Annotated in this window: 22 protein-coding genes and 1 pseudogene; 19 read left to right on the top strand and 4 right to left on the bottom strand. The window is 62.8% G+C overall.

Features of this window, described 5'->3' with window-relative positions; all coding sequences use genetic code 11:
* Window positions 1-35: 35 nt before the first annotated feature.
* Both IVB05_RS25500 and IVB05_RS25495 read right to left on the bottom strand, forming a co-directional pair.
* Entirely contained in the window at window positions 36-470 is a 435-nt protein-coding gene (locus IVB05_RS25500; protein WP_247778685.1) for a hypothetical protein, read from the bottom strand.
* Window positions 471-627: 157 nt separating this feature from the next.
* On the bottom strand, window positions 628-1,356 hold the full coding sequence (locus tag IVB05_RS25495; RefSeq protein ID WP_247778684.1) for a DUF4908 domain-containing protein: 729 nt from the start codon (window positions 1,354-1,356) through the stop codon (window positions 628-630).
* Between the two features lie 280 nt (window positions 1,357-1,636).
* Here IVB05_RS25495 and IVB05_RS25490 point away from each other — a divergent pair, with 280 nt between their 5' ends.
* From IVB05_RS25490 to IVB05_RS25480, 3 genes and pseudogenes are all read left to right on the top strand, one after another.
* Window positions 1,637-2,068: a hypothetical protein gene (locus tag IVB05_RS25490; RefSeq protein ID WP_247778683.1), complete on the top strand. Its 432-nt coding sequence runs from the start codon at window positions 1,637-1,639 to the stop codon at window positions 2,066-2,068.
* A 118-nt stretch (window positions 2,069-2,186) separates the two neighbouring features.
* A pseudogene (locus IVB05_RS25485) lies at window positions 2,187-2,621 on the top strand (SDR family NAD(P)-dependent oxidoreductase); the annotation flags it as partial.
* Window positions 2,622-2,637: 16 nt separating this feature from the next.
* Window positions 2,638-3,339 (top strand): aldolase/citrate lyase family protein, encoded by a 702-nt coding sequence (locus IVB05_RS25480; protein WP_247778682.1) that lies wholly within the window; start codon window positions 2,638-2,640, stop codon window positions 3,337-3,339.
* Between the two features lie 69 nt (window positions 3,340-3,408).
* On the opposite strand, the gene IVB05_RS25475 is transcribed toward IVB05_RS25480, so the two are convergent.
* Window positions 3,409-4,308, bottom strand: a complete 900-nt coding sequence (locus IVB05_RS25475; protein WP_247778681.1) for a LysR family transcriptional regulator — start codon at window positions 4,306-4,308, stop codon at window positions 3,409-3,411.
* A 149-nt stretch (window positions 4,309-4,457) separates the two neighbouring features.
* Between IVB05_RS25475 and IVB05_RS25470 the strand changes: the two genes are divergently transcribed.
* The 16 genes from IVB05_RS25470 (at window position 4,458) to IVB05_RS25395 (ending at window position 21,270) form a co-directional block, all read left to right on the top strand.
* Entirely contained in the window at window positions 4,458-5,456 is a 999-nt protein-coding gene (locus tag IVB05_RS25470; RefSeq protein ID WP_256472528.1) for an N-carbamoyl-D-amino-acid hydrolase, read from the top strand.
* 1 nt (window position 5,457) lies between these two features.
* Window positions 5,458-6,282: an ABC transporter substrate-binding protein gene (locus IVB05_RS25465; protein ID WP_247778679.1), complete on the top strand. Its 825-nt coding sequence runs from the start codon at window positions 5,458-5,460 to the stop codon at window positions 6,280-6,282.
* Window positions 6,279-7,136, top strand: a complete 858-nt coding sequence (locus IVB05_RS25460) for an amino acid ABC transporter permease (RefSeq protein WP_247778678.1) — start codon at window positions 6,279-6,281, stop codon at window positions 7,134-7,136. Before IVB05_RS25465 ends, IVB05_RS25460 begins: the two co-directional genes overlap by 4 nt.
* A complete protein-coding gene (locus IVB05_RS25455) occupies window positions 7,133-7,897 on the top strand; it encodes an amino acid ABC transporter ATP-binding protein (RefSeq protein ID WP_247778677.1) in 765 nt (254 codons plus the stop codon). The genes IVB05_RS25460 and IVB05_RS25455 overlap by 4 nt, the downstream gene beginning before the upstream one ends.
* A gap of 13 nt (window positions 7,898-7,910) precedes the next feature.
* On the top strand, window positions 7,911-8,726 hold the full coding sequence (locus tag IVB05_RS25450) for an ABC transporter substrate-binding protein (protein ID WP_247778676.1): 816 nt from the start codon (window positions 7,911-7,913) through the stop codon (window positions 8,724-8,726).
* The gene (locus IVB05_RS25445; protein WP_247778675.1) at window positions 8,713-9,597 is read left to right on the top strand and encodes a polysaccharide deacetylase; all 885 of its coding nucleotides are present in this window, start codon (window positions 8,713-8,715) and stop codon (window positions 9,595-9,597) included. Before IVB05_RS25450 ends, IVB05_RS25445 begins: the two co-directional genes overlap by 14 nt.
* Window positions 9,598-9,631: 34 nt before the next feature.
* Window positions 9,632-11,215: an ABC transporter substrate-binding protein gene (locus IVB05_RS25440; protein WP_247778674.1), complete on the top strand. Its 1,584-nt coding sequence runs from the start codon at window positions 9,632-9,634 to the stop codon at window positions 11,213-11,215.
* The gene (locus IVB05_RS25435; protein ID WP_247778673.1) at window positions 11,212-12,585 is read left to right on the top strand and encodes an amidohydrolase family protein; all 1,374 of its coding nucleotides are present in this window, start codon (window positions 11,212-11,214) and stop codon (window positions 12,583-12,585) included. Before IVB05_RS25440 ends, IVB05_RS25435 begins: the two co-directional genes overlap by 4 nt.
* A 75-nt stretch (window positions 12,586-12,660) precedes the next feature.
* Entirely contained in the window at window positions 12,661-13,830 is a 1,170-nt protein-coding gene (locus IVB05_RS25430; protein ID WP_247778672.1) for an amidohydrolase/deacetylase family metallohydrolase, read from the top strand.
* A gap of 234 nt (window positions 13,831-14,064) precedes the next feature.
* Window positions 14,065-15,669 carry an ABC transporter substrate-binding protein gene (locus IVB05_RS25425; RefSeq protein ID WP_247778671.1) on the top strand — a complete coding sequence of 535 codons (1,605 nt, stop codon included), beginning with the start codon at window positions 14,065-14,067 and terminating at the stop codon, window positions 15,667-15,669.
* Between the two features lie 17 nt (window positions 15,670-15,686).
* Entirely contained in the window at window positions 15,687-16,628 is a 942-nt protein-coding gene (locus IVB05_RS25420; protein WP_247778670.1) for an ABC transporter permease, read from the top strand.
* Window positions 16,625-17,548, top strand: a complete 924-nt coding sequence (locus tag IVB05_RS25415) for an ABC transporter permease (RefSeq protein WP_247778668.1) — start codon at window positions 16,625-16,627, stop codon at window positions 17,546-17,548. Before IVB05_RS25420 ends, IVB05_RS25415 begins: the two co-directional genes overlap by 4 nt.
* Before the next feature lie 4 nt (window positions 17,549-17,552).
* Complete coding sequence (locus IVB05_RS25410) at window positions 17,553-18,542, top strand: ABC transporter ATP-binding protein (RefSeq protein WP_247778667.1); 990 nt, start codon at window positions 17,553-17,555, stop codon at window positions 18,540-18,542.
* Window positions 18,539-19,525, top strand: coding sequence for an oligopeptide/dipeptide ABC transporter ATP-binding protein (locus IVB05_RS25405; protein ID WP_247778665.1), 987 nt, complete (start codon window positions 18,539-18,541; stop codon window positions 19,523-19,525). Before IVB05_RS25410 ends, IVB05_RS25405 begins: the two co-directional genes overlap by 4 nt.
* A 152-nt stretch (window positions 19,526-19,677) precedes the next feature.
* Window positions 19,678-20,610: an N-carbamoyl-D-amino-acid hydrolase gene (locus tag IVB05_RS25400; protein ID WP_247778664.1), complete on the top strand. Its 933-nt coding sequence runs from the start codon at window positions 19,678-19,680 to the stop codon at window positions 20,608-20,610.
* Entirely contained in the window at window positions 20,611-21,270 is a 660-nt protein-coding gene (locus tag IVB05_RS25395) for a flavin reductase family protein (protein WP_247778663.1), read from the top strand.
* Here IVB05_RS25395 and IVB05_RS25390 read toward each other — a convergent pair.
* A complete protein-coding gene (locus IVB05_RS25390; protein ID WP_247778661.1) occupies window positions 21,264-21,926 on the bottom strand; it encodes an aspartate/glutamate racemase family protein in 663 nt (220 codons plus the stop codon). The genes IVB05_RS25395 and IVB05_RS25390 overlap by 7 nt on opposite strands.
* Between the last annotated feature and the right edge of the window lie 22 nt (window positions 21,927-21,948).

The following is a 21,948-nucleotide window of genomic DNA, read 5'->3' as shown; positions in this document are numbered from 1 at the left end:
CGTGACCCGAGGGCATGATTTTTCCGGATCATGCTCTAGGTGATACGATAGAGAAACGTGGCGACGATCGTCCATAGGCCGAGGACGATCGCAGCATAACCGAGCACGATCTGATAGGGCACAATGACGGCGCGAATCTGCTCGCCGCGCTGCGTTGCCTGGGCGCTGTGGTTGAAAATGAACTTCGTCAGCAGCGCATAGCCGAGTAGCAGGCCGAGCGACGCAATTAGTACGCCGGTCGCGAGGTAGGTCAACCACCAGACCGGCACGTAGCTGAACCAATTCAGGTTGATGATCGCGTTGATGATGATCCAGGCGCCCCACAGGCAAGTGATAAATCCGAACCATCCCTGGTAGGGTAGCAGCAGTTCGATATACGCCCGCGCGTCCGGACGCCTCGCGACGAGGCTCGAAGCGGCCGCCAGGACGCCAAGCGCGACCAAAACCAGCCCAGTGATCAGACCCGACATTGGATTCCTTCCTCCTTGACAACATTGCGCACCATAGCGCGGTGATATTCCGAGACGGCCTGCGGCCGTCGCCACCACATCACGATAGAGGGACGGACAGGCGCAGCATTTTTCTCCGTGCCACCTGCTGATAATTCGAGCCCGGATATCGATCCAGCTACAGAAGGTCTCCGATCGCAGACTTGAGGCGCGCTGAGGACGGCCGGCCTGTGATCGCCTCCCTGGCTTCGACCTCTACGATCAGGGTGTCGCCCGCCAGTTTGACGTCGACCCGGTCGGCGTCGCGGATGACGACGCGCTGCAATTTCGCAGCGATGATCTCGCGTGCGATCGGTGAGGTGAGCATCTCAGCCAGGACTGTTCCTGTGACGGCGATTGCGTCTGCCATGGCGGACCATGCGGCGGAATCATCGGAAAGACGCGGTGCGTCGAGCGAGATTTTGAGCGCCGGGGCGCCCGCGCGCCTAAGCCTGAGCCCGAGCAATTCGGCCGCGGTCTCGGCCTGCTCTTTCGTTGCGTTCTTGACGACGAGTGGCTCGGCGTCCTGGTCGTGATACGCGTCAGCCGAACCGCCCGACAATTTGTCGCTGAATACAAGGACGCGGCCCGTTTCGTAGATCCGAAGAACCGAGACACCGTCGTCGCGCTTGAGCGTCATCGAAGCGTAAGGAGCCGGCTCGGCAGTCAAGGCCAGGATTTCGGCGGAGCCGTCGAAGCGCAGCTTGATCGGCGTTCCCATGCGGTCGATCACAAAGCCGATCAATCCGCTGCCGGTGCTGTAATGCCCGATGCGAAGCCGCAGGCCGCTCTCCGCGGCGAGGGCATCATGGCCGGCGATCAGGGCAAGGGCGGCGCCGACGACGGCCGCTCGAAAACGTCCGGACATGGCAGACCTCACAGCATCACGACAATCCGCGGGATGCGGTGCCGCTGATGAGCGCAGCGAGAGATGAGAAACAAATGCGGAATTTTTGCGGCCGACACCTACGCTGAACGCGGCGCATTCATGATTCAAAAATGCTTCAATCAAGATGCGCCGCTCCAGGTGCTGCGATGACGCAGGAAAATCACCGCCGCTGTCCGTCTATCCCTGGGTCCGTCGCAGTGGCCGGACGCCGTGCCCCCACGGGATGCGCGCATGAACATCTAACTTGGAGTTATCCGCTATGAATATCCGTGCCGGTGTCGCCGTCGTCGTGCTCTCGATCTCCTCCTCGGTCGCGCTTGCGCAATCGCTCAAGGACAAGGAGTATTTCGCGGACCAGGAAAAGTATCTCGCGGGAGAGGTTACCTCCACCAACGAGCGGTGCGGCAACAGTCTCACGGCGAAGTTTGACTGGTCGAAGCCGCCGACGCCGGAGGATCGGAAGACCTACAGCGTATACAGTTACTGCGGCGCAGCTCTCGAAGCCATGCGGCGCGTCTGTGACTCCCAGGCCGGCAAGGAAGCCGTCAAACAGAAGATCAAAAGCCTGACTTGTAGTTTTGGACCGCAGCGCACGGTTGTGCTCAAGGATGGCACGATCGACTACCAGGTTAATTTCAATTCGAGCAACGACGCCGACTACGTGTTCGAATATTTGCAGAACAATTTGTGAGCGCCCTGGAGTGGTTCAGGGCCTATCCCGGCCGCGCTCCGCGCGACCTTGTCCTCAAGGTCGCCGGAAAACCAAGAGTTCCACCAGGTCTTCGTGCGGCCGCTCTTTCTGTTGGGGCCAGGCGGTCCTGCCCGGCATGATTGCGAAGGGCGAGGGCACGATCATCACGGTCTCGTCACTTGCAGCGCTCAATCCGAATCTGCTGGGCGGAGCCGCCTACGGAGCGGCGAAGGCGGCGGTCAAAAACTTCATGACCTTCCTGCACAACACCTATCGCAACCAGGGCATCCGCGCGACGACCATTTTGCCCGGTGAGACTAACACGCCGATCATGGACAATCGTGCCCGCCCACCGCTGGATAGTGAACGCGCGGTCATGCTCGATCCGCATGATGTGGCCCGGGCGGTGCTGCTTTGTGCCAGCCTGCAGAAGGGCGCGATGATCCCCGAACTGCAGATCTGCCCGACTTTCATGCGCGACACCTCGGCCGATATCGAGACCGCGCGCTGGGTGGGCGCACCGGACGACACCCCCGACAAGCCAAAGAAATAGACCGGAAGGAACGGCCATGAATGGAGCGAAGCTGCGCGAGCGCCTGTCAAAAGGCGAGGCGATCACCATGTTCAACCCCCACCACGTTTCGCCCGGCCTCTCGGTGCGACTGGTTGAACTTGGCGCGGACTCGATTTTCGTCGACTGCGAGCATGGTGCGTGGGGTTTCGAGGATGTGCGCAATACGGCGCAGGTCATTCGAGGTGCCGGCGGAGCCGCGATCGTGCGCCCGGATTCCCACCAGCGTTCGCTGCTGATCCGCTATCTGAATGCCGGGGCCGACGGGTTGATGGTACCGATGGTCGATACCGCGGCTCAGGCCCGCGCCATCGTCGACGCGGTTCGCTATGCCTGTCCGGCCGATCACGAAAAACGCCTTGTCGTCTCGATGGTCGAGACGCTGGAGGCTATCGGCAATATCGACCAACTGGTCACCGTCGAAGGCATCGATGTATTCTTCATCGGACCCGGTGACTTGTCACAGAACATGGGATACCCGCCAGCCCCGCCGTTCGGCCAGCCGCGGCCGCAAGCCGTCATTGACAAGGTCGCTTTCACCGTCGACAAGATCCGCGCCGCCGGCAAGATCGCCGGGACGCTCGTGACGGCCGACGAATTGCCGTATTGGCTCGAAAAGGGTGTGCAGTTCTTCTACGTCCATTCCGACCCCTTCCTGCGCCTCGGACTGAACGGTATCAAGAAGTTGCTCGGGCGGTGAATTTTCGCTGCGGGCATGCAACGTGAGCAGCCTCAAGCCAAGCGCGCCCTGTTGCACGCGATTCAACGCTTAAGAGGCATCGCGGTCCAGCGAGCGGCTCGCCTGCCGGACTTGATTCAGGAATGCCTTGGCCAGGCGCGATAGCGGCTCCGCCTCGGACCACAGCATATAGGCCACCGCCACGGTCTTGGGCGTGAAAGGCCGAACGATGAGGTCCTGCCCGCCGCTCTGGCGCGGTGAAAACGGATCGACGACCGCCGCGCCCACGCCAGCGGCCGCGAGCACGCAGGCCGTATTGCAGTATCGCACCTCGACGGTTGGCTGGAACGGCGCGCCGGCCTGCGCAAAGCTCTCGCGCACGGCTTCGCCCAACCGCGTGCCGCGCTCCAGCCCGATGAAGGGCAAGCCGACAAGGTCGGAAGCGGAAATGACCGGCCGTTCGGCCAGCGGATGGTTCGGCGGCAGGACGCAGACCATTTCGCCGGTGTGAACCACCTCATGCGCAATGCCAGGATGATGCGACAGCCCTAGCGCAAAGCCGAGCTCGGCGACCCTGCTCGACACGCCGTCGATGATGCCTTCGTAGCGTCGCACATCGAAGAAGACACGCGTCTGCTGACGGCGGCGCAGGAAGTCCGATAGAGCGTGCGGAATAATGCTGTAGGCCAGCGGCGGCGTCGCCACGATCGATAGCAGCCCTGTGCGGCACTCTCTCAGATCGCGCACGCGATTTTCGAGTTTGGCGTGGAGCGCAAAGATCGCTTCACTTTCCTTGTAGAGCGCCATCGCCTCTGATGTCGGGAACAGCCGGTTGTTGACGCGCTCGAACAAGGCGAAGCCCGCCTGCGACTCCATCGCCTTCAGCGCGTTGCTGATCGCCGGCTGCGACAGCGCCAGTTCGTCCGCCGCCGCGACCGTGGTCCGATGGCGGATAACCGCTCGCAGGATCTCCAATTGGCGCAGGTTCATATAACTACCGGTTATTGTATCACTGAAAATATCATAGCACGAGTGATTGCGTTTAGGGCTGCGCTTCCGCGTAATCACCCCTGCATCGGAGCGCTATCGGAGCTGGATCATCCGCCTCCTGAGTAAGCAATCCGCTCAGATTGGAGGCAATGTTGGTTCGAATGCTCCGCGCCGCCGCCGCTCAGATGGGGCCGACGCAAAAAGCTGATACGCGGGAGCATACGCTCGCCCGGATGCTGGCGTTGCTGGAGGAAGCGGCTGCGCGCGGCGCAAAACTGGTCGTTTTTCCCGAATTGGCGTTCACGACCTTCTTCCCGCGATGGCTCATCGAAGGCAAAGCACTCGATCATTATTTCGAGCATGGCATGCCGAATCCGGCCGTGCAGGCCTTGTTCGATCGTGCTCAGGCGCTCGGCATCGGTTTCTATGTCGGTTACGCCGAACTGACATCGGACGGTCAGCGCTTCAACTGTTCGATCCTGGTCGATAGCGACGGCGAAATTCTCGGGCGCTATCGCAAGGTGCATTTGCCTGGCTCAGTCGAGCCACGTGCCGGCGAACCCTACCAGCAGCTCGAGAAGCGCTATTTCGAATATGGCGATCTGGGATTTCCTGCCTTTCGGGCGGGACCGGACTGGCGCCACGCGATCATGGGCATGATGATCTGCAATGATCGCCGCTGGCCGGAAGCCTGGCGGGTGCTGGGCCTGCAAGGCGTCGAACTGGTTTGCGTCGGCTACAACTCCGCGGCGTATGATCCAAACGGCGGTGTCTCCGAAGACGCAGCGCTGCGCACCTTCCATTCCAGGCTCGTGACCCAGGCCAACGCCTACATGAACGCCACCTGGGCGATCGCGGTCGCCAAGGCAGGAAACGAGGATGGCTCCGGACTGATCGGTGGCTCCTGCATCGTGGATCCCAATGGCCGGATCGTCGCCGAGGCGCAAACGCTCGCGGACGAGATTGTCGTCGCCGACCTCGACCTCGATCTCTGCCGCCAGGGCAAGGACAAGATGTTCAATTTCGCCGCGCACCGGCGGCCCGAGCAATACACGGCCATCACAGAGCGTGCGGGCGTCGTCGAGCCGGCCACGCTCGATGCGATTAAGCATCAAGCGGCCAGTCGCAGTGCGGGCAGAAGGAACTGATATGACACGTCTCTGGTTCTCCGTTGGCTTCGCCGCGCTGGTTTCTGTTGCATCTGTACAAGCTGCCGAACTGCCGGAGCCGATCAAGCAGGCGGGCGCATTGCGGCTGACGGTCAACTCGACCTACGCCCCCATGGAATATCGTGATCCCTCGACCAACCAGCTCGTCGGGCTCGATATCGATCTCGCCAACGAACTTGCCAAGCGGCTGGGCGTGAAGATCATCTGGAGCGAAACACCGTTCGCCGAGCTGATCCCCTCATTGCAGACCAAGCGCGCGGATTTCATCATCAGCGGCATCTCGGACCGTAGCTCGCGGCGTGAGGCCGCGGATTTTATCGACTATCTGGCGACGGGCCCGCAGTTCTTCATTCTGACGGAAAATGCGGCGACGTCTCCCATCGATCTCTGCGGCAAGAAGGTCGGGACGACACGCAGCACCAGTTTCCCGGTCGAGATCGAGAAATGGAGCAAGCAGAATTGCGAAGCGAACGGCAAGCCCGCCGTGCAGTATGTCCCTGGCGAGAATAGCATCGACGTCCGTAACCAGCTCAAGCAGGGTCGCATCGACGCTGCGGTGCAGGGCACCGAGACGCTGCCTTACGCCCAGCAGCAGGAGGTGGGGAAATACCGTGTCATCGGAGAGCCGTTCGCCACTGGCTATCAAGGCATCATGTTCCGGAAAGACGACGTGGCGCTGCGCGAGGTGGTGACGCAACACCTTGCAGCCATGATCGCAGACGGCTCCTACAAGGCCATTCTCGACAAATACGGATTGGGCGCGAACGCCGTGGCCCAACCGATGATGAATGCGTCCACGCAATGAGAGCAGCGCCCACACTTGCGGGAGGCTTCCCCGATATTTCGGAGATGACGGTCGCGCGTCAGGTTCATTGGCAGCGATGGCTCGCCGCGGCGGCGATTCTCGTCGTACTGGCTGCGATCGGTCGCGCCTTCGTCAACGGTCAGATCGAATGGACCTATGTCAGCCGCTTCCTCACCGCGAAGGTGATCCTCGAGGGCATCACCAACACGATGGTGATGGCGGTGCTCGCGATGTCCCTCGGCATCGTCTTGGGCGTCGTCGTCGCAATCATGCGGCTCTCGTCCAATCCAGTGCTGACGTCGGTTGCCGCTGGCTATACGTGGCTGTTCCGCGGCACGCCGTTGATCCTGCAGTTACTGCTGTGGTTCAACCTCGCGCTGGTGTTTCCGACGATCGGAATTCCGGGCCTGTGGTCGGCTCGGGCGGTCGATGTCATGACGCCGTTTCTGTCCGCACTGCTCGGCCTCGGCATCAATCAGGGCGCCTACACGTCCGAGGTGATGCGGGCGGGTATGCTGTCGGTCGACGTTGGACAATATGAGGCCGCGCAGGCGATCGGCATGGGACGGCTGCGCGCGCTGCGCCGGATCATCCTGCCGCAGGCGATGCGGGTGGTGATCCCACCGCTTGGCAACGAGTTCATCGGCATGGTGAAGGCCACGTCGCTGGCCAGCGTCATCCAGTATCCGGAGGTGCTGCACAACGCCGAGAATATCTATTACGCGAACTCACGCGTGATCGAACTCCTGATCGTCGCCGGCTCCTGGTATCTGCTCGTGGTGTCGATTTTGACGCCGCTGCAAATGCTTCTCGAGCGACGTTTCGCGCGTGGCACGTTGCAGATCACCCGATGACCCAGCCCCTCGTCGCCATCCGTTCGGTCAGCAAGAACTTTGGAGAGTTTCAGGCCCTGAATCGGGTCTCGCTGGATGTCTGGGCAGGCGAGGTGCTGTGCCTGATCGGGGCGTCGGGATCGGGTAAGACGACGCTCCTGCGTTGCATCAATCAGCTTACGTCGATCGATAGCGGCGGCATCTGGCTGGATGGCGAGCTGCTGGGCGTACGCGAAGAGGGTAGGCGATTGCATCGCCTCACCGAGCGGCAGATCGCGCGCCAGCGCCTGAAGACCGGCATGGTGTTCCAGCGTTTCAACCTGTTCCCGCACAAGACCGCGCTTGAAAATATCACCGAAGGTCCGGTGCAGGTGCAGGGCCGCAGTCGCGAGGACGCGCGGGCGGAGGCGATGGAGCTTCTCGCACGCGTCGGGCTGGCGGCGAAAGCCGATGCCTATCCCTCGCAGCTTTCCGGCGGGCAGCAGCAGCGGGTGGCGATCGCCCGCGCGCTCGCCATGAAGCCGATGCTGATGCTGTTCGACGAGCCGACGAGTGCGCTCGATCCGGAGCTGGTCGGAGAGGTGCTCACCGTCATGAAGGAGCTGGCTCGCAGCGGCATGACGATGATGGTGGTGACGCACGAACTCGGCTTCGCACGGGAGGTGGCGGATACGGTCGTCTATATGGATCATGGCGCCATCGTCGAGTCCGGGCCTGCGGCGGAGGTTCTGGGCAAGCCCCGTGAAGTGCGTACTCAATCCTTTCTTTCCGCGGTGATCTGATGGGGCGATGGTCATGATGAAATGGTTTCTCGCTGCCGCGCTCACTTGCGCCGCTATCATTTCGGCCACGGCGATCGAACTGCCTCCGGAAATCGCCAGGCAGGGCAGTATCAAGGTCGCCATCGTACCGAACTATCCGCCTCTGGAATTCCGCGATCCCGCGACCAATACGCTGACCGGTTTTGACGTCGAGCTTGGCGAGGCGCTCGGCAAGAAGCTCGGCGTCAAGTTCGACTGGCAGCAAACCAGTTTCGATCAGATGATGCCTGCGATTGCGACGGGGAGGGTGGATGCGATCCTGTCCGGCATGACTGATATGGCGAGCCGGCAGGATACAGCGACCTTTGTCGACTACCTCCGCAATGGGCCTCGGTTCTTCGTGCAGCAATCGCGCGCCGCCGAGTTCAAGGATACGATGGCATTTTGCGGGAAGAAGGTCGGCGCCAGCCGGCGCACGTCCTTTCCGAAGCTGATCGCTGCCTGGAGCGAGGCACATTGCGGCGGCAACCCGGTTCAATTCGTCGGCACGGAAGGATCGGCCGATGCCCGGACTCAGCTAAGGCAGGGTCGAATCGACGCGGCCGTCCAGGGTGGCGAGACGCTTCCCTACATGATGGACCTCGAGCCGGGCACCTATGTCCCGGTCGGCGACGTGTTCGCCACCCAGTTCACCGGGCTTGCGTTGGGCGTGAAGGAGAAGGTGTTGCAGCAAGCGGTCGTGGAGGCCCTGGACTCGTTGATCGCGGACGGCACCTACCGTGCCTTGCTGGCGAAGTGGAAATTGACCGACTACGGCGTAGAGAAGGCGACCATCAATGCTGGACAGTAGAGCACTCGCGAGCATTCCGCTCATTCCCGCGAACGCCGCGCCGCCGGCCCCGGACTATCCGTGGCCCAAGCCCTATACATCAGCGATGTTCCTCTCCTTCGACGTGGATGCGGAGAGCGCCTGGACCAGCAAGGACGCAGCTCACGCCCAGCGCCTCATCACCATGAGCTATGGCGGCTACGAGGCTCGCGTCGGCACGCCGAAACTGCTGGAGCTGCTCGATCAGCTTGATCTGAAGGCGACGTTCTTCGTCACCGGCTGGTCGGTGGATGCGCATCCGGCGATGGCTGAGGCTATTCTTAGGGCGGGCCACGAGATCGGCCATCATGGTTATCACCATCTGCTGCCGGATCCGGGCGACCCCTGGATCGAGGAGGAACTGGAGCGCGGCTTTGAGGCGCTGAAGCGGAGGCTTGGCGTCAAGCCGACCGGCTATCGGGCGCCTTACGGCGAATTCACCGAGGAGCTGCGTGTGGCGCTGGTGCGCCACGGCATCGTCTACACCTCGTCATTTCGCGACGACGTGCGGCCTTACCGCCACCGCCTTGCCGATGGCAGGCCGGGCACGATCGAGCTTCCGGTGACCGCAAGCTACGACGACTGGATGCACGGACTGTCCGCCCGATTCAGCCCGCGGCCGATCTTTCCGAAGGAGCACGTGCTCTCGATCTGGAAGGATGAGCTCGATGAGGTCAGGGATTGGGGCGCGATGGTTACGACCGTGCTGCATCCGCAATGCAGCGGTCGTCCGATGCGGCTTCGACTGCTGCGGGAATTTCTCACCTATGCCAAATCCTGCCCCGATCTGTGGATCACAACGGGAGAGGCGATCGCGGCGAACTTCAAACGTTACGAAGCAGCGCCCCTCTGAGAGCTGTGCCGATTAGATATCCCAGGAGTCCTTGATGCTCGTTTCCCGTCGTTCACTGTTAAAGACCGCCGCCGCAGCGCCGGTGTTGTCGCTGCCGGGAATCCTGCGGGCGCAGTCGCAGACCACGCTGCGCTTTATTCCGGTGATCGACCTGACTTTCATCGATCCGATCTACTCCACGGCGCAGGTTTCCCGAAACCACGGGTTCATGGTCTACGACACGCTCTATGGCATGAATTCAGCGCTCGAGGTCTCGCCTCAGATGGTGTCCGGGCATGTCGTGTCCAACGACGAGCGGCAATGGGACCTGATGTTGCGCGACGGTCTGCTCTGGCATGATGGCGAGCGCGTGCTGGCGCGCGATTGCGTCGCGAGCATCCGCCGATGGGCGGCCCGCGACGGGTTCGGCGCCGAGTTGATGGCTGCAACGGATGAACTGTCGGCACCGGATGACCGTACCATCCGTTTTCGACTCAGCAGGCCTTTCGCTCTGTTGCCTGCGGCGCTCGGCAAGGCCGCGATCCAGGCGCCGTTCATGATGCCGGAGCGGCTGGCGAGCCAGGATCCGTTCAAGCCGCTGGGCGAGGTCGTGGGCAGCGGTCCCTTCCGCTTTGTGGCGGATGAGCGCGTGCAGGGCGCGCGCAACGTTTATGCCCGTTTCGATCGCTATCAGCCCCGTCAGGACGGCAAGCCAGATTGGACCGCCGGTCCCAAGATCGTCCATTACGACCGCGTGGTCTGGACGACGATGCCGGACGCGGCAACAGGTGTCGCTGCGCTGCAAACGCGCGAGCAGGATTGGCAGGAAACAACGCCACACGATCTGCTGCCGGTGCTGAATCGTACCGGCGGCATCACCACGCGAATCCTCGATCCGCGCGGTTACACCTGCATGTTGCGCGTGAACCATCTGCAGCCGCCGTTCGACAATCCCGCCATTCGCCGGGCTCTGTTGGGCGCGATCGACCAGTCCGCCTTCATGACTGCGGTTGCGGGCGATGATCCCGCCCATCAATCCTCGCCTATCGGCTTCTTTGCGCCGGGTACGCCGATGGCGAGCGATGTCGGCCTCAATGTGTTTCGCGGGTCGCGCGACATGGCGAAGGTCAAGGCTGATCTGAAAGCCGCTGGTTACAATGGCGAGAAGGTGGTGCTGCTCGTCCCCACCAATTCGGTTGCACAAAAGCCGCTCGGCGACATCGCAGCCGACATGCTGCAGCAGGCCGGCATGAACGTCGAATATGCCGGACTGGATTTCGGCGTGGTGCTGCAGCGGCAGTTGAAAAAGGATCCGGTCGCCCAGGGCGGCTGGAGCGCTGGCGTCGGCAACTGGCAAGGTATCGATTGGCTGAACCCGGCCGGCAACTCGAACCTGCGCGGCGACAGCAAAGTGGCCGGCTGGTACAGGAGCGAGAAGATGGGGGCACTACGAAGCCAGTGGCTCGCCGCCGCCAACCTTGCCGAGCAGCAGCGCATCTGCCGCGATATCCAGGCGTTGTCGTTCGAGGAGATTCCTTACTTCCCGATCGGTCAGTACAAGCAACCGACCGCCTACCGCTCGAACATCACCGGCATCCTCGACGGTACGGCCGTATTCTGGAATGTGAAACCGGCATGAGTACCACCGCGATCTTTGGCAGCTATGTGTTGTCGCGAAAAGATGGCGCGCAGGAGGTGCTGCGCGATCATTGGGTGTTGCTCGAAGGCAAACGGATCGCCGCCGTCACGCGCGACCGGCCGTCGGCCACCGAGGTCTTCGACAGACCGGGCCGTTTCGTGCTGCCCGGCCTTCTGAACCTGCACAACCACTGCTTCAGCGAAGCCGTCGCCCGGACGCACACCGAAGACGGCAATGGTCGGAGGAACAATCAGAGCATCGTCTATACGGTATTGCTGCCGCTGACCAAGCGCGGCGCCGACCTGCTGTCACCGCAAGAGCGGCTCGCGATCGCGCGGCTCGGCATCCTGCAATTGCTGAAGGGCGGCGCCACCACGGTAATGGAGCCGTTCCGCAACACCATCCCGGAGATGTTCGATGCCGCCGAGGAAATGGGCATCCGCTTCTACGGCGCGCCCTACCTGTTCTCCACGTCGGATGCCAAGGCCGGTCCCGATGGCGTGGTGCATTACGCGGGCGATGACGGCCAGGCCGATATGGACACCTGGAACGCGCTCTATCAGCGCTGGAACGGGCGAGGCGACGGCCGGATTGGCCTTGCGATGAGCCCGCACGCGACCGACACCTGCGGTCCGGATTTGCTGCGGGCGTGCGCCGCTCGCGCGCGCGAACTCGACATTCCCATCACCACCCATCTCGCACAAAGCCAGGCCGAGGTTGCTACGATCGGGAGCCGGCACGGCGGTCGCACGCCGGCCGAATATCTGGACTGGCTGGGCCTTCTGGCACCTGATCTTATGGCCGCGCACTGCATCGCGAGCACTGATAATGATTTGAAGCTGATGGCGGCGAAGGGTGCCACGGTGCTGAACTGCCCGCGCGTGTTTGCCCGCTCGGGCATTACCGCGGCGTTCGGCCGATTCGCGGAGCACGGCGTCCGGACGGTGGTCGGAACCGATGGTTACAACATGGACCTGCTCGGCGAACTCAACGCCGCGTCGATGATCTCGAAGATTGTATCCAGCCGCGCGGATGTAGCCAATGCACCGGAGTTGATCGAGTCGGTCACTGCAACCGCGGCGGCGGTCATCAAGCGACCGGACCTCGGGACAATCGCGCCGGGCTCCACCGCCGATCTCACCGTGGTCGATCTGACCCACCCCCATTTGCAGCCGTTGTTCGACCCGCGCCGCGGGCTCGTTGCGCTCGGAAACCGCGCCAACATCGATCAGGTCATCGTTGACGGTCGTGTGCTGATCGATGCGGGCCGATACATTCACGGTGACGAGACCGCGATGATCTCGGCCGCGAACGCGGCGATCGGCAAGATCTGGGATTTGCCGGAAGCCCAGGCGGCCTTCGATGGCTGACGGCTCGTCGGTGCACGCGCTTCCGTGGATGGGCGAGGCACCCTCGCGCTGCTTCCGTCATTTCAGGAGATAACGATGCCTTTCGATTTGATCCTGCGCGGCGGCCGGGTGGTTGACCCCTCCCAGAAGCTCGACGCCGTGACGGATGTCGCCTTCGCCGGCGGCAAGGTGGCGATGGTCGGAAGCGAGCTCAAGGCCGATCCCGGAACCGATGTGCGGGACGTGTCTGACTACATCGTCACCCCCGGATTGATCGATCTGCACACCCACGTCTATTGGGGCGGTACCTCGCTCGGCATCGACGCCGAGGATTTCTGCCGTACCTCCGGCGTCACCACGGCGGTCGACACCGGCAGCGCCGGCCCGGGTAATTTCGCCGGCTTCCGCAAGCACGTCATCGAGCCAAGCCAGGTCCGCATTCTGGCCTATCTGCACGTCTCCCACGCCGGCATCTACGGCTTCTCGCACCGGGTCATGGTCGGCGAGAGCGAGGAGATGCGGCTGATGAACCCGATCGACGCCGTCAAGGTAGCCGAGCAAAACCGCGACCTCATCGTCGGCATCAAGGTGCGGGTAGGGCTCCACGCCTCGGGAACCTCGGGGATCGTGCCGCTCGACATCGCGCTTGAGGTCGCCGAAGAGGTTGGAATGCCGCTGATGGCGCATATCGACCATCCGCCGCCGAGCTACGAGGAGGTGCTTGCCCGTCTGCGTCCGGGCGACGTCCTCACGCATGCGTTCCGGCCGTTTCCCAACACGCCCGCCACCGCCCAGGGCACGGTGAAGAGGGGGGTGCTGGAGGCGCGCGAACGCGGCGTGTTGTTCGACATCGGCCACGGCAAAGGCTCATTCGCCTTCAAGACCGCGCGCGCTATGCTTGCCAACGGCTTCTATCCCGACACCATCTCCTCTGACGTTCATACTCTGTGCATCGACGGGCCGGCCTTCGACCAAGTGACGACCATGTCCAAGTTTCTGTGCATGGGCATGCCGCTCGCCGATGTGGTCGCGGCTTCGACGGTCAACGCGGCGATGGCGCTGCGACGTCCCGAACTCGGCAGCCTCAAGCCGGGAAGCGCGGGAGACGCCACCCTCATCTCGGTCCAGCAAGGCCAGTTCGATTATGTCGACGCCGTCGGCGAGCACCTGATCGGCGACCGCAAGATCGCGTCCGAAGGCGTCGTCATTGCCGGTCGTTGGTGGCATCCGCAGCAATCATCGAAGTTCAAACAGCTCGCAGGTTAGGCAGAACCGCAGATGGATATGACCGCGCAAAAATGTGATCGCCCGAAAGGGCTTCCCGTGTGGGCAGCCGGAAACTGGCAGCCGCGCGAGTGGGCCGTGCTGGCATACCGCTTGCAAGAAAACGGAGACTGATTTGGCATCGGTTTGACTGGCCCGTTTCACCTCACGCGGCATCGAACCTTCGGCCAATGAATTGGTCGGAACCGCCATACAACCCGAAACTGGGAGAACTCCATGGATCGCAGGACTGTGTTGAAGGGATTGGCTGGGGTAGGCAGCCTGGCGGCGACGGGTGGCCTTTCGATGCCGGCGCTTTCCCAAGGCGCCGCCGCGCGCACGCTGCGGTTTGTGCCGCAGGCCAACCTCGCGAATTTCGACCCGATCTGGGGGACCCAGTACGTCGTGCGCAACGCGGCTGCGCTGGTGTGGGACACCCTCTATGGCCTCGACGCCACGCTGCAGCCGCAGCGCCAGATGGTCGAATCCGAGGAGGTGTCTGATGACGGGCTGGTCTGGACCTTTCGGCTCCGGCCGGGGCTGAAGTTTCACGACGGCGAGCCGGTCCGCAGCAAGGATGTGGTGGCGAGTCTCGCGCGCTGGTCGGCGCGCGATCCGATGGGCCTGATGCTCAAGGCGATCCAGAACGAGCTTACTGCCGTCGACGACAGGACCTTCAAATGGTCGCTGAAGGCGCCTTATCCGAAGATGCTGCTGGCGTTGGGCAAGAATAGCACGCCCTGCGCGTTCATCATGCCGGAGCGTATCGCCCAGACCGATCCGTTCAAGCAGATCCCCGAATATATCGGCTCGGGCCCGATGAAGTTTGCAAAGGGCGAATGGGTGCCCGGCGCCAAGGCGGTGTTCGAGAAGTTTGCCGATTACACGCCGCGGCAGGAGAAGACGTCCTGGCTGGCCGGCGGCAAGCAGATGTTGGTTGACCGCATCGAATGGGTGGTGATCCCGGATCCCGCCACGGCGGCGGCAGCACTTCAGAATGGCGAGGTCGATTGGTGGGAGAGCCCCATCACCGATCTCGTGCCGTCGCTCAAGAAGAACCGCAACATCAACGTCGATATCGCCGATCCCCTCGGCAACATCGGCTCATTCCGGATGAACCACCTGCATCCGCCCTTCAACGATGTGAAGGTGCGGCGTGCCGTGCTCGCGGCGCTGAGCCAGGAAGACTACATGCGCGCGCTGGTCGGCGACGATACCGCGCTCTGGAAGCCGCTGCCGGGCTTCTTCACGCCGGATACACCGCTCTACACGGAAGAGGGCGGCGAGATACTGAAAGGCAAGCGCGATCTCGCAATGGCCAAGAAGCTGCTTGCCGAGAGCGGCTATTCAAGCCAGCCGGTCACCTGCGTCGTGGCGCAGGATCAGCCGATCACCAAGGCGCAAGGCGATGTCACCGCCGATCTGTTGAAGCAAATCGGAATGAATGTCGACTTCGTTGCGACCGATTGGGGGACGGTCGGCTCCCGCCGCGCCCAGAAGACGCCGCCGGGCCAGGGCGGCTGGGGGATGTTTCACACCTGGCACGCCGGCGCGGACTGCATCAGTCCCGCCGCCTACAACGCCATTCGCGCCAATGGCGACAAGGCGTGGTTTGGCTGGCCCACGAGCGAGGTCGTGGAAAAAGAAGTCACGGCGTGGTTCGACGCCAAAAATCTCGATGAGGAGAAGGCTGCGGTGAAACGCCTCAACAAGGCGGCGATCGACGACGTGGTCTATGCGCCGACCGGTTTCTTCCTGAGCTACACGGCGTGGCGCAAGAACGTCGCCGGTATCGCGAAGGGGCCGCTGCCCTTCTTCTGGGGCGTGTCAAAGACCGCATGACGGCGCAGTAAACCCACATGGTCTCGTATATCCTTCGGCGCCTTCTCTCGACCTTGCCCGTGATGGGGATCGTTGCGCTGTTCGTCTTCAGTCTGCTCTACATCGCGCCGGGCGATCCGGCCGCGGTGATCGCAGGCGATCAGGCGAGCCCCGCCGACGTTGAGCGCATACGCCAGGGCCTCGGCCTCGACCGGCCGTTTCTGATCCAGTTCGGAACCTGGCTCTGGCACATCCTGCATGGCGATCTCGGCACCTCGATCTTCACCAACCTGCCGGTCTCCGCGATGATCGCGCAGCGCATCGAGCCGACGCTCTCGCTGATGGCGATTACGCTCGTCCTGACCATCCTTGTCGCGGTGCCGCTCGGCGTGGCGGCGGCGTGGAAGGCGGGAAGCTGGATCGACCGCACCATCATGGCATTCGCCGTGTTCGCCTTCTCGCTTCCCGTCTTTGTTGTCGGATACGTCCTTGCCTATGTATTCGCACTGCAGTTCGAATGGCTGCCCGTGCAGGGCTACACGCCGTTGACTGCGGGCGTCTGGCCATGGCTGAAGAACCTGATTCTGCCGGCACTTGCCCTCGGCTCCGTCTATATCGCGCTGATCGCGCGCATTACCCGCGCCTCCATGCTCGAGGTGCTGCAGCAGGATTATGTCCGCACCGCCCGCGCCAAAGGCCTCGGGCAGCGCAACATCCTGTTCGTTCACGCGCTTAAAAACGCAGCCGTGCCGATCGTGACGGTGATCGGTATCGGCATTGCGCTGCTGATCGGCGGCGCGGTGGTGACCGAAAGCGTGTTCGCCATCCCCGGCCTTGGCCGGTTGACGATCGACGCGATCCTGCGCCGTGACTACCCGGTCATCCAGGGCATCGTCCTGCTGTTCAGCTTCCTCTATGTGCTCGTCAACCTGATGGTCGACGTCACCTACACCCTGGTCGATCCGAGGATCCGCTATTGAGCATCTCCACATCAAGCACGGCGCCGGTGCCGCCGGGCCTCGTCATCTCGCCGCAACTGCCAGACCTGCTGCTGCCGGTGGCCATCCGGCGCGGTGTGTTCGGCTTCCTGCGCAATCATCCGACGGTTGCGATCGGCGGCGCCTTGCTGCTCTGCCTCGTATTGGTCGGAATCTTCGCGCCCTGGCTCGGAACCGTCGATCCCACCGCGCTCGCGCCCGCCAAGCGTACGCGCCTGCCTTCCGCGGATTTCTGGTTCGGCACCGACCTGCTGGGCCGCGACATCTATTCACGCGTGCTCTACGGGGCACGGGTGTCGCTCACCGTGGGCTTGTCGGTAGCCATACTGTCCTCACTCGCCGGTCTCGCCATCGGCCTCGTCTCGGGCTTCGTGCGATGGGCGGACAGCATCCTGATGCGGTTCATGGACGGGCTGATGTCGATACCGCCGATTTTGCTGGCCGTCGCACTGATGGCGCTGACGCGCGCGAGCGTCGGCAACGTCATCCTGGCCATCACGATTGCCGAAGTTCCGCGCGTCTCGCGGCTGGTGCGCAGTGTCGTGTTGTCGCTGCGCGAGCAGCCCTATGTGGACGCCGCCACGGCCTCGGGCACGCGAACGCCGATGGTCATCCTTCGCCACATCCTGCCGAACACGCTGGCGCCGATGCTGGTCCAGGCGACCTATATCTGCGCCAGCGCTATGATCGTGGAGTCGATCCTCTCCTTCATCGGCGCCGGCACGCCACCCACCATTCCGTCCTGGGGCAACATCATGGCCGAGGGCAGGGCGCTCTGGCAGGTCAAGCCTTACATCGTGTTCTTTCCCGCCGCGTTTCTGTCCGTCACCGTGCTCGCCGTCAACCTGCTTGGTGACGGCCTGCGTGATGCGCTCGATCCGCGAATGGCCAAGAGTCTCTGATCCGATGGCATTGCTCGAAGTCGAAAATCTGCAGACTCATTTCCGTACCCCCGAGGGCATCAACCGCGCCGTCGACGGCGTCTCCTTCCACGTCAACGAAGGCGAGACGCTGGCCATCGTCGGGGAATCCGGCTGCGGCAAGTCGGTCACCTCGATGTCGCTGATGCGGCTGATCGCCGAGCCTCTGGGCAAGATCGCGGGTTCTATCCGCTTCCAGGGCAAGGATCTGCTGCAACTGTCCGAACGCGAGATGCGAGCCATTCGCGGCAACGACATTTCGATGATATTCCAGGAGCCGATGACGAGCCTCAATCCGGTGCTGACGGTCGGCCGCCAGATCGGCGAGACGCTGCGGATGCATCAGGGGCTCGACAAGCAGGCTGCCGAGGCGCGCGCCATCGAGATGCTGACACTGGTCGGCATCCCCGAGCCTGTGCGGCGCGTGCGCGAATATCCGCATCAGCTTTCCGGCGGCATGCGGCAGCGCGTGATGATCGCGATGGCGCTCGCCTGCAATCCAAAACTCCTGATCGCCGACGAGCCGACCACGGCGCTTGACGTCACCATCCAGGCGCAGATCCTGCAGCTGATGCTCGACCTCAAGCGCCGCGTTGGCGCGGCGATCGTTCTGATTACACACGATCTCGGTGTGGTCGCTGAAATCGCTGAGCGCGTCATGGTGATGTATGCCGGCCGCAAGGTTGAAGAGGCGCCGGTGGCCGAGTTGTTCCGCTCGCCCCGTCATCCCTATACGCAGGGCCTGCTCGGCGCGGTGCCCAAGCTCGGCTCCTCGCTGACAGGCGCGGCGCGGCGGCTTGCCGAGATCCCCGGCCAGGTACCCAGCCTCAAGGGGCGGATCGAGGGCTGCGTCTTTGCCGGGCGATGTTCGCTGGCGACCGATCTCTGTCGGCAGGTCGCGCCGGGTCTCGAAGAGAAGGGGCCCCGTCACATCGCAGCCTGCCACTATGCGCGCAAGGAGGCGGCCGCGGCATGAGCGCCCCATTGCTCCAGGTCAACGACCTCAAGAAGCATTTTCCGGTCCGCGGCGGCTTGTTCAGCCGCAAGTCCAACTGGGTCTACGCCGTGGACGGCGTGTCCTTTGAGGTCGAGCGTGGCGAGACGCTGTCTCTCGTTGGCGAGTCCGGCTGCGGCAAGTCGACGGTCGGCCGGGCCATCCTGCGGCTGTTCGACATCACCGCCGGCCAGGTGGTGCTGGATGGCCAGCGGATCGACGATCTTTCGCCCGGGGGCTTGCGCAGCATGCGCCGCCGCGTCCAAGTGGTGTTCCAGGATCCGTTCTCCAGCCTCAATCCGCGGATGCGTGTCCGCGATATCCTGGCCGAGCCGATCCGCAATTTCGGCCTCGCTAAATCTGCCGCCGAACTCGATGCGAAGGTTGCGGCGCTGATGGACACCGTGCGGCTGCCGCGCGACGCGCTGGGCCGCCGGCCTCACGAATTCTCGGGCGGCCAGCGCCAGCGCATCGGGATCGCCCGAGCGCTTGCCGCGGAGCCCGAACTGATCGTCTGCGATGAGGCGGTGTCGGCGCTCGACGTCTCCGTCAAGGCGCAGATCGTGAACCTGTTGCAGGATCTGCAGCGGGAGTTCGGCCTTGCGCTGCTCTTCATCAGTCACGACCTCGCAATTGTCGAGCACATGACGCATCGCGTTGCCGTCATGTATCTCGGCAAGATCGTCGAGATGGCGGGAAGACAGCAGATATTCACGGCGCCGAGGCATCCTTACACCAGGGCTCTGCTGTCAGCCGTGCCGGTACCGGAGCCCGGGGCCATTCGCAACCCGATCATCCTGAAAGGGGACGTGCCGAGCCCGATCAATCCGCCCAGCGGTTGCCGCTTCCACACCAGGTGTCCCTACGTGTTCGATCGCTGCCGTACGGAAGAGCCGGAGCTTCGGTCGGCCGAAGGCAGTCAATGGGTGGCGTGTCATCTCAAAGTGCTGCCGGAACAGAACTGATGTGCGTGTCGCGGACTGTCTCTGGAATTGACTTCGAGTGGACCAAAACTTTAACTGCTGGCTTCGATTGAGCCAGATAGGACTCCGATCTTCGCAGACTGCTTTATTCTCGTGCAACGCAGCCTTAAATGGAAGCATCCAGAAAGTTATCCATGCGCATCATCAATGTTGCCGCCGCCCAGTTGGGCCCGATCCAGAAAGCCGACAGCCGTGAAGCCGTCGTGAAGCGCATGATTGCACTGATGGATGAAGCCAAGGCAAAGGGCGCTGATCTGATCGTCTATCCGGAGCTCGCACTCACCACATTCTTTCCGCGCTGGTACATGGAGGATCAGGCCGAGGTTGATACCTGGTTCGAGCGCGAGATGCCGAATGCGGCGACAAGGCCTTTGTTTGAGCGAGCCGCCCACCACGGGATGGCGATGAATTTTGGTTATGCCGAACTGACGCCGGATGGGCATCATTTCAACACTAGCATTCTCACTGACAAGTCGAGAAAAATTGTCGGCAAGTACCGCAAGGTTCATCTGCCAGGTCATTCGGAGTTCGACACGAAACGCGCGTTCCAGCATCTGGAGAAGCGCTATTTCGAGCCGGGCGATCTCGGCTTCAACGTCTGGCGTGCGCTCGGCGGCATCTTCGGCATGGCGGTCTGCAACGACCGGCGCTGGCCGGAGACCTATCGCGTCATGGGCTTGCAAGGCGTCGAGATGGTGCTGATCGGCTACAACACGCCCTCGGTCAATGCCGAGAAGAGCGAGGAGGGGCCCGAGAAGCGGCTGTTTCACAACCGGCTCTCCGCGCAGGCCGGCGCTTACCAGAACTCGACCTGGGTCGTATGCGTTGCGAAGGCCGGCGTCGAAGATGGCCATCCTTTGATCGGTGGCAGCCTGATCGTCGATCCGGACGGTGAGATTGTCGTCGAGGCCAGGACCGAGGATGACGAACTCCTGGTTCATCCCTGCGATCTCGACGCCACCATATTTGGCAAGAACACGATCTTCAATTTCGCGATGCACCGCCGCATCGAGCATTACGGCCTGATCACCAGCCGCACCGGCGCGGTGCAGCCTCCGGAAAACTAGATGTCCGGCATCTCCTTCCGCGAACTTGACCCGCACGACCGCTACAAACTGCTGTGTGGCGTCGTCGTGCCGCGGCCAATCGCGCTGGTCACGACGCTCGACGAGAATGGTAGCGTCAACGCGGCGCCGTTCAGCTTCTTCAATGTCTTCTCCGAAGATCCGCCCCTTCTTGTGCTCGGCCTGCAGCACAAGGCCGATTTCAGTCCCAAGGACACCACGCGCAACATCCACCGCAGCGGGCAGTTCGTCGTGCATTTGGTGGACGAGGCGCTGGCCGCAGTCATGAACGACTGTGCGATTGACTTCCCCTCCGGTGACAGCGAAGTGGAGGCGACGGGGCTAAAGACATTGCCGTCGATCGATATCGCGGTGCCGCGATTGGCTGCGGCGCCTTTCGCGCTCGAGTGCCGACAGCATGTCGCGCTCGCCTTTGGGGCCGGTCGTGAGCTTCTCGTCGGAGAGGTGCTGCGCCTGCACGCGCGGGAGGGGCTGATTGACCAGGAAAAGATGTATGTCGATTTCGATGCCTACCGCCCGATCGGGCGCTTGTTCGGCAATCTCTACGCCGCTCAGCGCGATACCTTTACGCTGGCGCGCGAAAGCCACGCGCAATGGCTTTCGCGCAACGGAGCGGCCGAAACGTCCGACCAAAGTCAGTGATGCGAGAACTGCACCGTGCCCAGCGCCATGGTCACGGCCGCCTGGGTCGGATCAATCACGGGAATCCCGAGCGCCTGCTCCAGCGGCCGGCGGTGACGCGCCATGCCGGCACAACCCATCACGATGGCGCCGGATCCGTCTTCGTCCCTGAGCGCGCGCCCGATCTCGATCATTTTTGCGAGCGTTCCTTCGCCCGACGCCGTCTCCGCCACGCTCATGTTGAGCGGCCGTTCCCTGGTCAGGCGATCGGTCAAGCCCATCTGCCTGAGGTAGCGGACATGGCGGCGGATCGAGCGCTGCGCGATTGCAATGACGCCGAAGGTTTCTGCGCGCGCGAGCGCCGTCAGCACGCCGCATTCGGCGATGCCGAACACGGGCCGGTCGGTCGCTTCGCGGCAGACATGCAGGCCCGGATCGCTGTAGCAGGCAATGACGAAGGCGGCCGAGTGGTTGTCGCCTTCGACGAGGCGGCGCAGCGGCATCGTTACGCCGTCGACATCGGCCTGGCTCTCGATACCGTAGGGGCCTTCAGTTAGCGTCTCACAGACGATCTCCGGTCCGCCTTCAAAGCCGAGCGGCTTCAAGGCTTGCTCCAGCCCTTGTGTAACGAGCTGGTTTGAGTTGGGATTGATGACGAGAATGCGCGGCCGTGACATGGTGTGTTCCTGCAGTAGGAAG

The organism is Bradyrhizobium sp. 170 (genome assembly GCF_023101085.1).
Classification (GTDB): Bacteria; Pseudomonadota; Alphaproteobacteria; order Rhizobiales; family Xanthobacteraceae; genus Bradyrhizobium.
This window is presented reverse-complemented; position numbering and strand designations above follow the sequence as displayed.

Bases quoted from the DNA above. Each gene is read 5' to 3' on its own strand.
- IVB05_RS25500 (WP_247778685.1), bottom strand. From the start codon at position 470: ATGTCGGGTCTGATCACTGGGCTGGTTTTGGTCGCGCTTGGCGTCCTG.
- IVB05_RS25495 (WP_247778684.1), bottom strand. From the start codon at position 1,356: ATGTCCGGACGTTTTCGAGCGGCCGTCGTCGGCGCCGCCCTTGCCCTG.
- IVB05_RS25490 (WP_247778683.1), top strand. From the start codon at position 1,637: ATGAATATCCGTGCCGGTGTCGCCGTCGTCGTGCTCTCGATCTCCTCC.
- IVB05_RS25480 (WP_247778682.1), top strand. From the start codon at position 2,638: ATGAATGGAGCGAAGCTGCGCGAGCGCCTGTCAAAAGGCGAGGCGATC.
- IVB05_RS25475 (WP_247778681.1), bottom strand. From the start codon at position 4,308: ATGAACCTGCGCCAATTGGAGATCCTGCGAGCGGTTATCCGCCATCGG.
- IVB05_RS25470 (WP_256472528.1), top strand. From the start codon at position 4,458: ATGTTGGTTCGAATGCTCCGCGCCGCCGCCGCTCAGATGGGGCCGACG.
- IVB05_RS25465 (WP_247778679.1), top strand. From the start codon at position 5,458: ATGACACGTCTCTGGTTCTCCGTTGGCTTCGCCGCGCTGGTTTCTGTT.
- IVB05_RS25460 (WP_247778678.1), top strand. From the start codon at position 6,279: ATGAGAGCAGCGCCCACACTTGCGGGAGGCTTCCCCGATATTTCGGAG.
- IVB05_RS25455 (WP_247778677.1), top strand. From the start codon at position 7,133: ATGACCCAGCCCCTCGTCGCCATCCGTTCGGTCAGCAAGAACTTTGGA.
- IVB05_RS25450 (WP_247778676.1), top strand. From the start codon at position 7,911: ATGATGAAATGGTTTCTCGCTGCCGCGCTCACTTGCGCCGCTATCATT.
- IVB05_RS25445 (WP_247778675.1), top strand. From the start codon at position 8,713: ATGCTGGACAGTAGAGCACTCGCGAGCATTCCGCTCATTCCCGCGAAC.
- IVB05_RS25440 (WP_247778674.1), top strand. From the start codon at position 9,632: ATGCTCGTTTCCCGTCGTTCACTGTTAAAGACCGCCGCCGCAGCGCCG.
- IVB05_RS25435 (WP_247778673.1), top strand. From the start codon at position 11,212: ATGAGTACCACCGCGATCTTTGGCAGCTATGTGTTGTCGCGAAAAGAT.
- IVB05_RS25430 (WP_247778672.1), top strand. From the start codon at position 12,661: ATGCCTTTCGATTTGATCCTGCGCGGCGGCCGGGTGGTTGACCCCTCC.
- IVB05_RS25425 (WP_247778671.1), top strand. From the start codon at position 14,065: ATGGATCGCAGGACTGTGTTGAAGGGATTGGCTGGGGTAGGCAGCCTG.
- IVB05_RS25420 (WP_247778670.1), top strand. From the start codon at position 15,687: ATGGTCTCGTATATCCTTCGGCGCCTTCTCTCGACCTTGCCCGTGATG.
- IVB05_RS25410 (WP_247778667.1), top strand. From the start codon at position 17,553: ATGGCATTGCTCGAAGTCGAAAATCTGCAGACTCATTTCCGTACCCCC.
- IVB05_RS25405 (WP_247778665.1), top strand. From the start codon at position 18,539: ATGAGCGCCCCATTGCTCCAGGTCAACGACCTCAAGAAGCATTTTCCG.
- IVB05_RS25400 (WP_247778664.1), top strand. From the start codon at position 19,678: ATGCGCATCATCAATGTTGCCGCCGCCCAGTTGGGCCCGATCCAGAAA.
- IVB05_RS25395 (WP_247778663.1), top strand. From the start codon at position 20,611: ATGTCCGGCATCTCCTTCCGCGAACTTGACCCGCACGACCGCTACAAA.
- IVB05_RS25390 (WP_247778661.1), bottom strand. From the start codon at position 21,926: ATGTCACGGCCGCGCATTCTCGTCATCAATCCCAACTCAAACCAGCTC.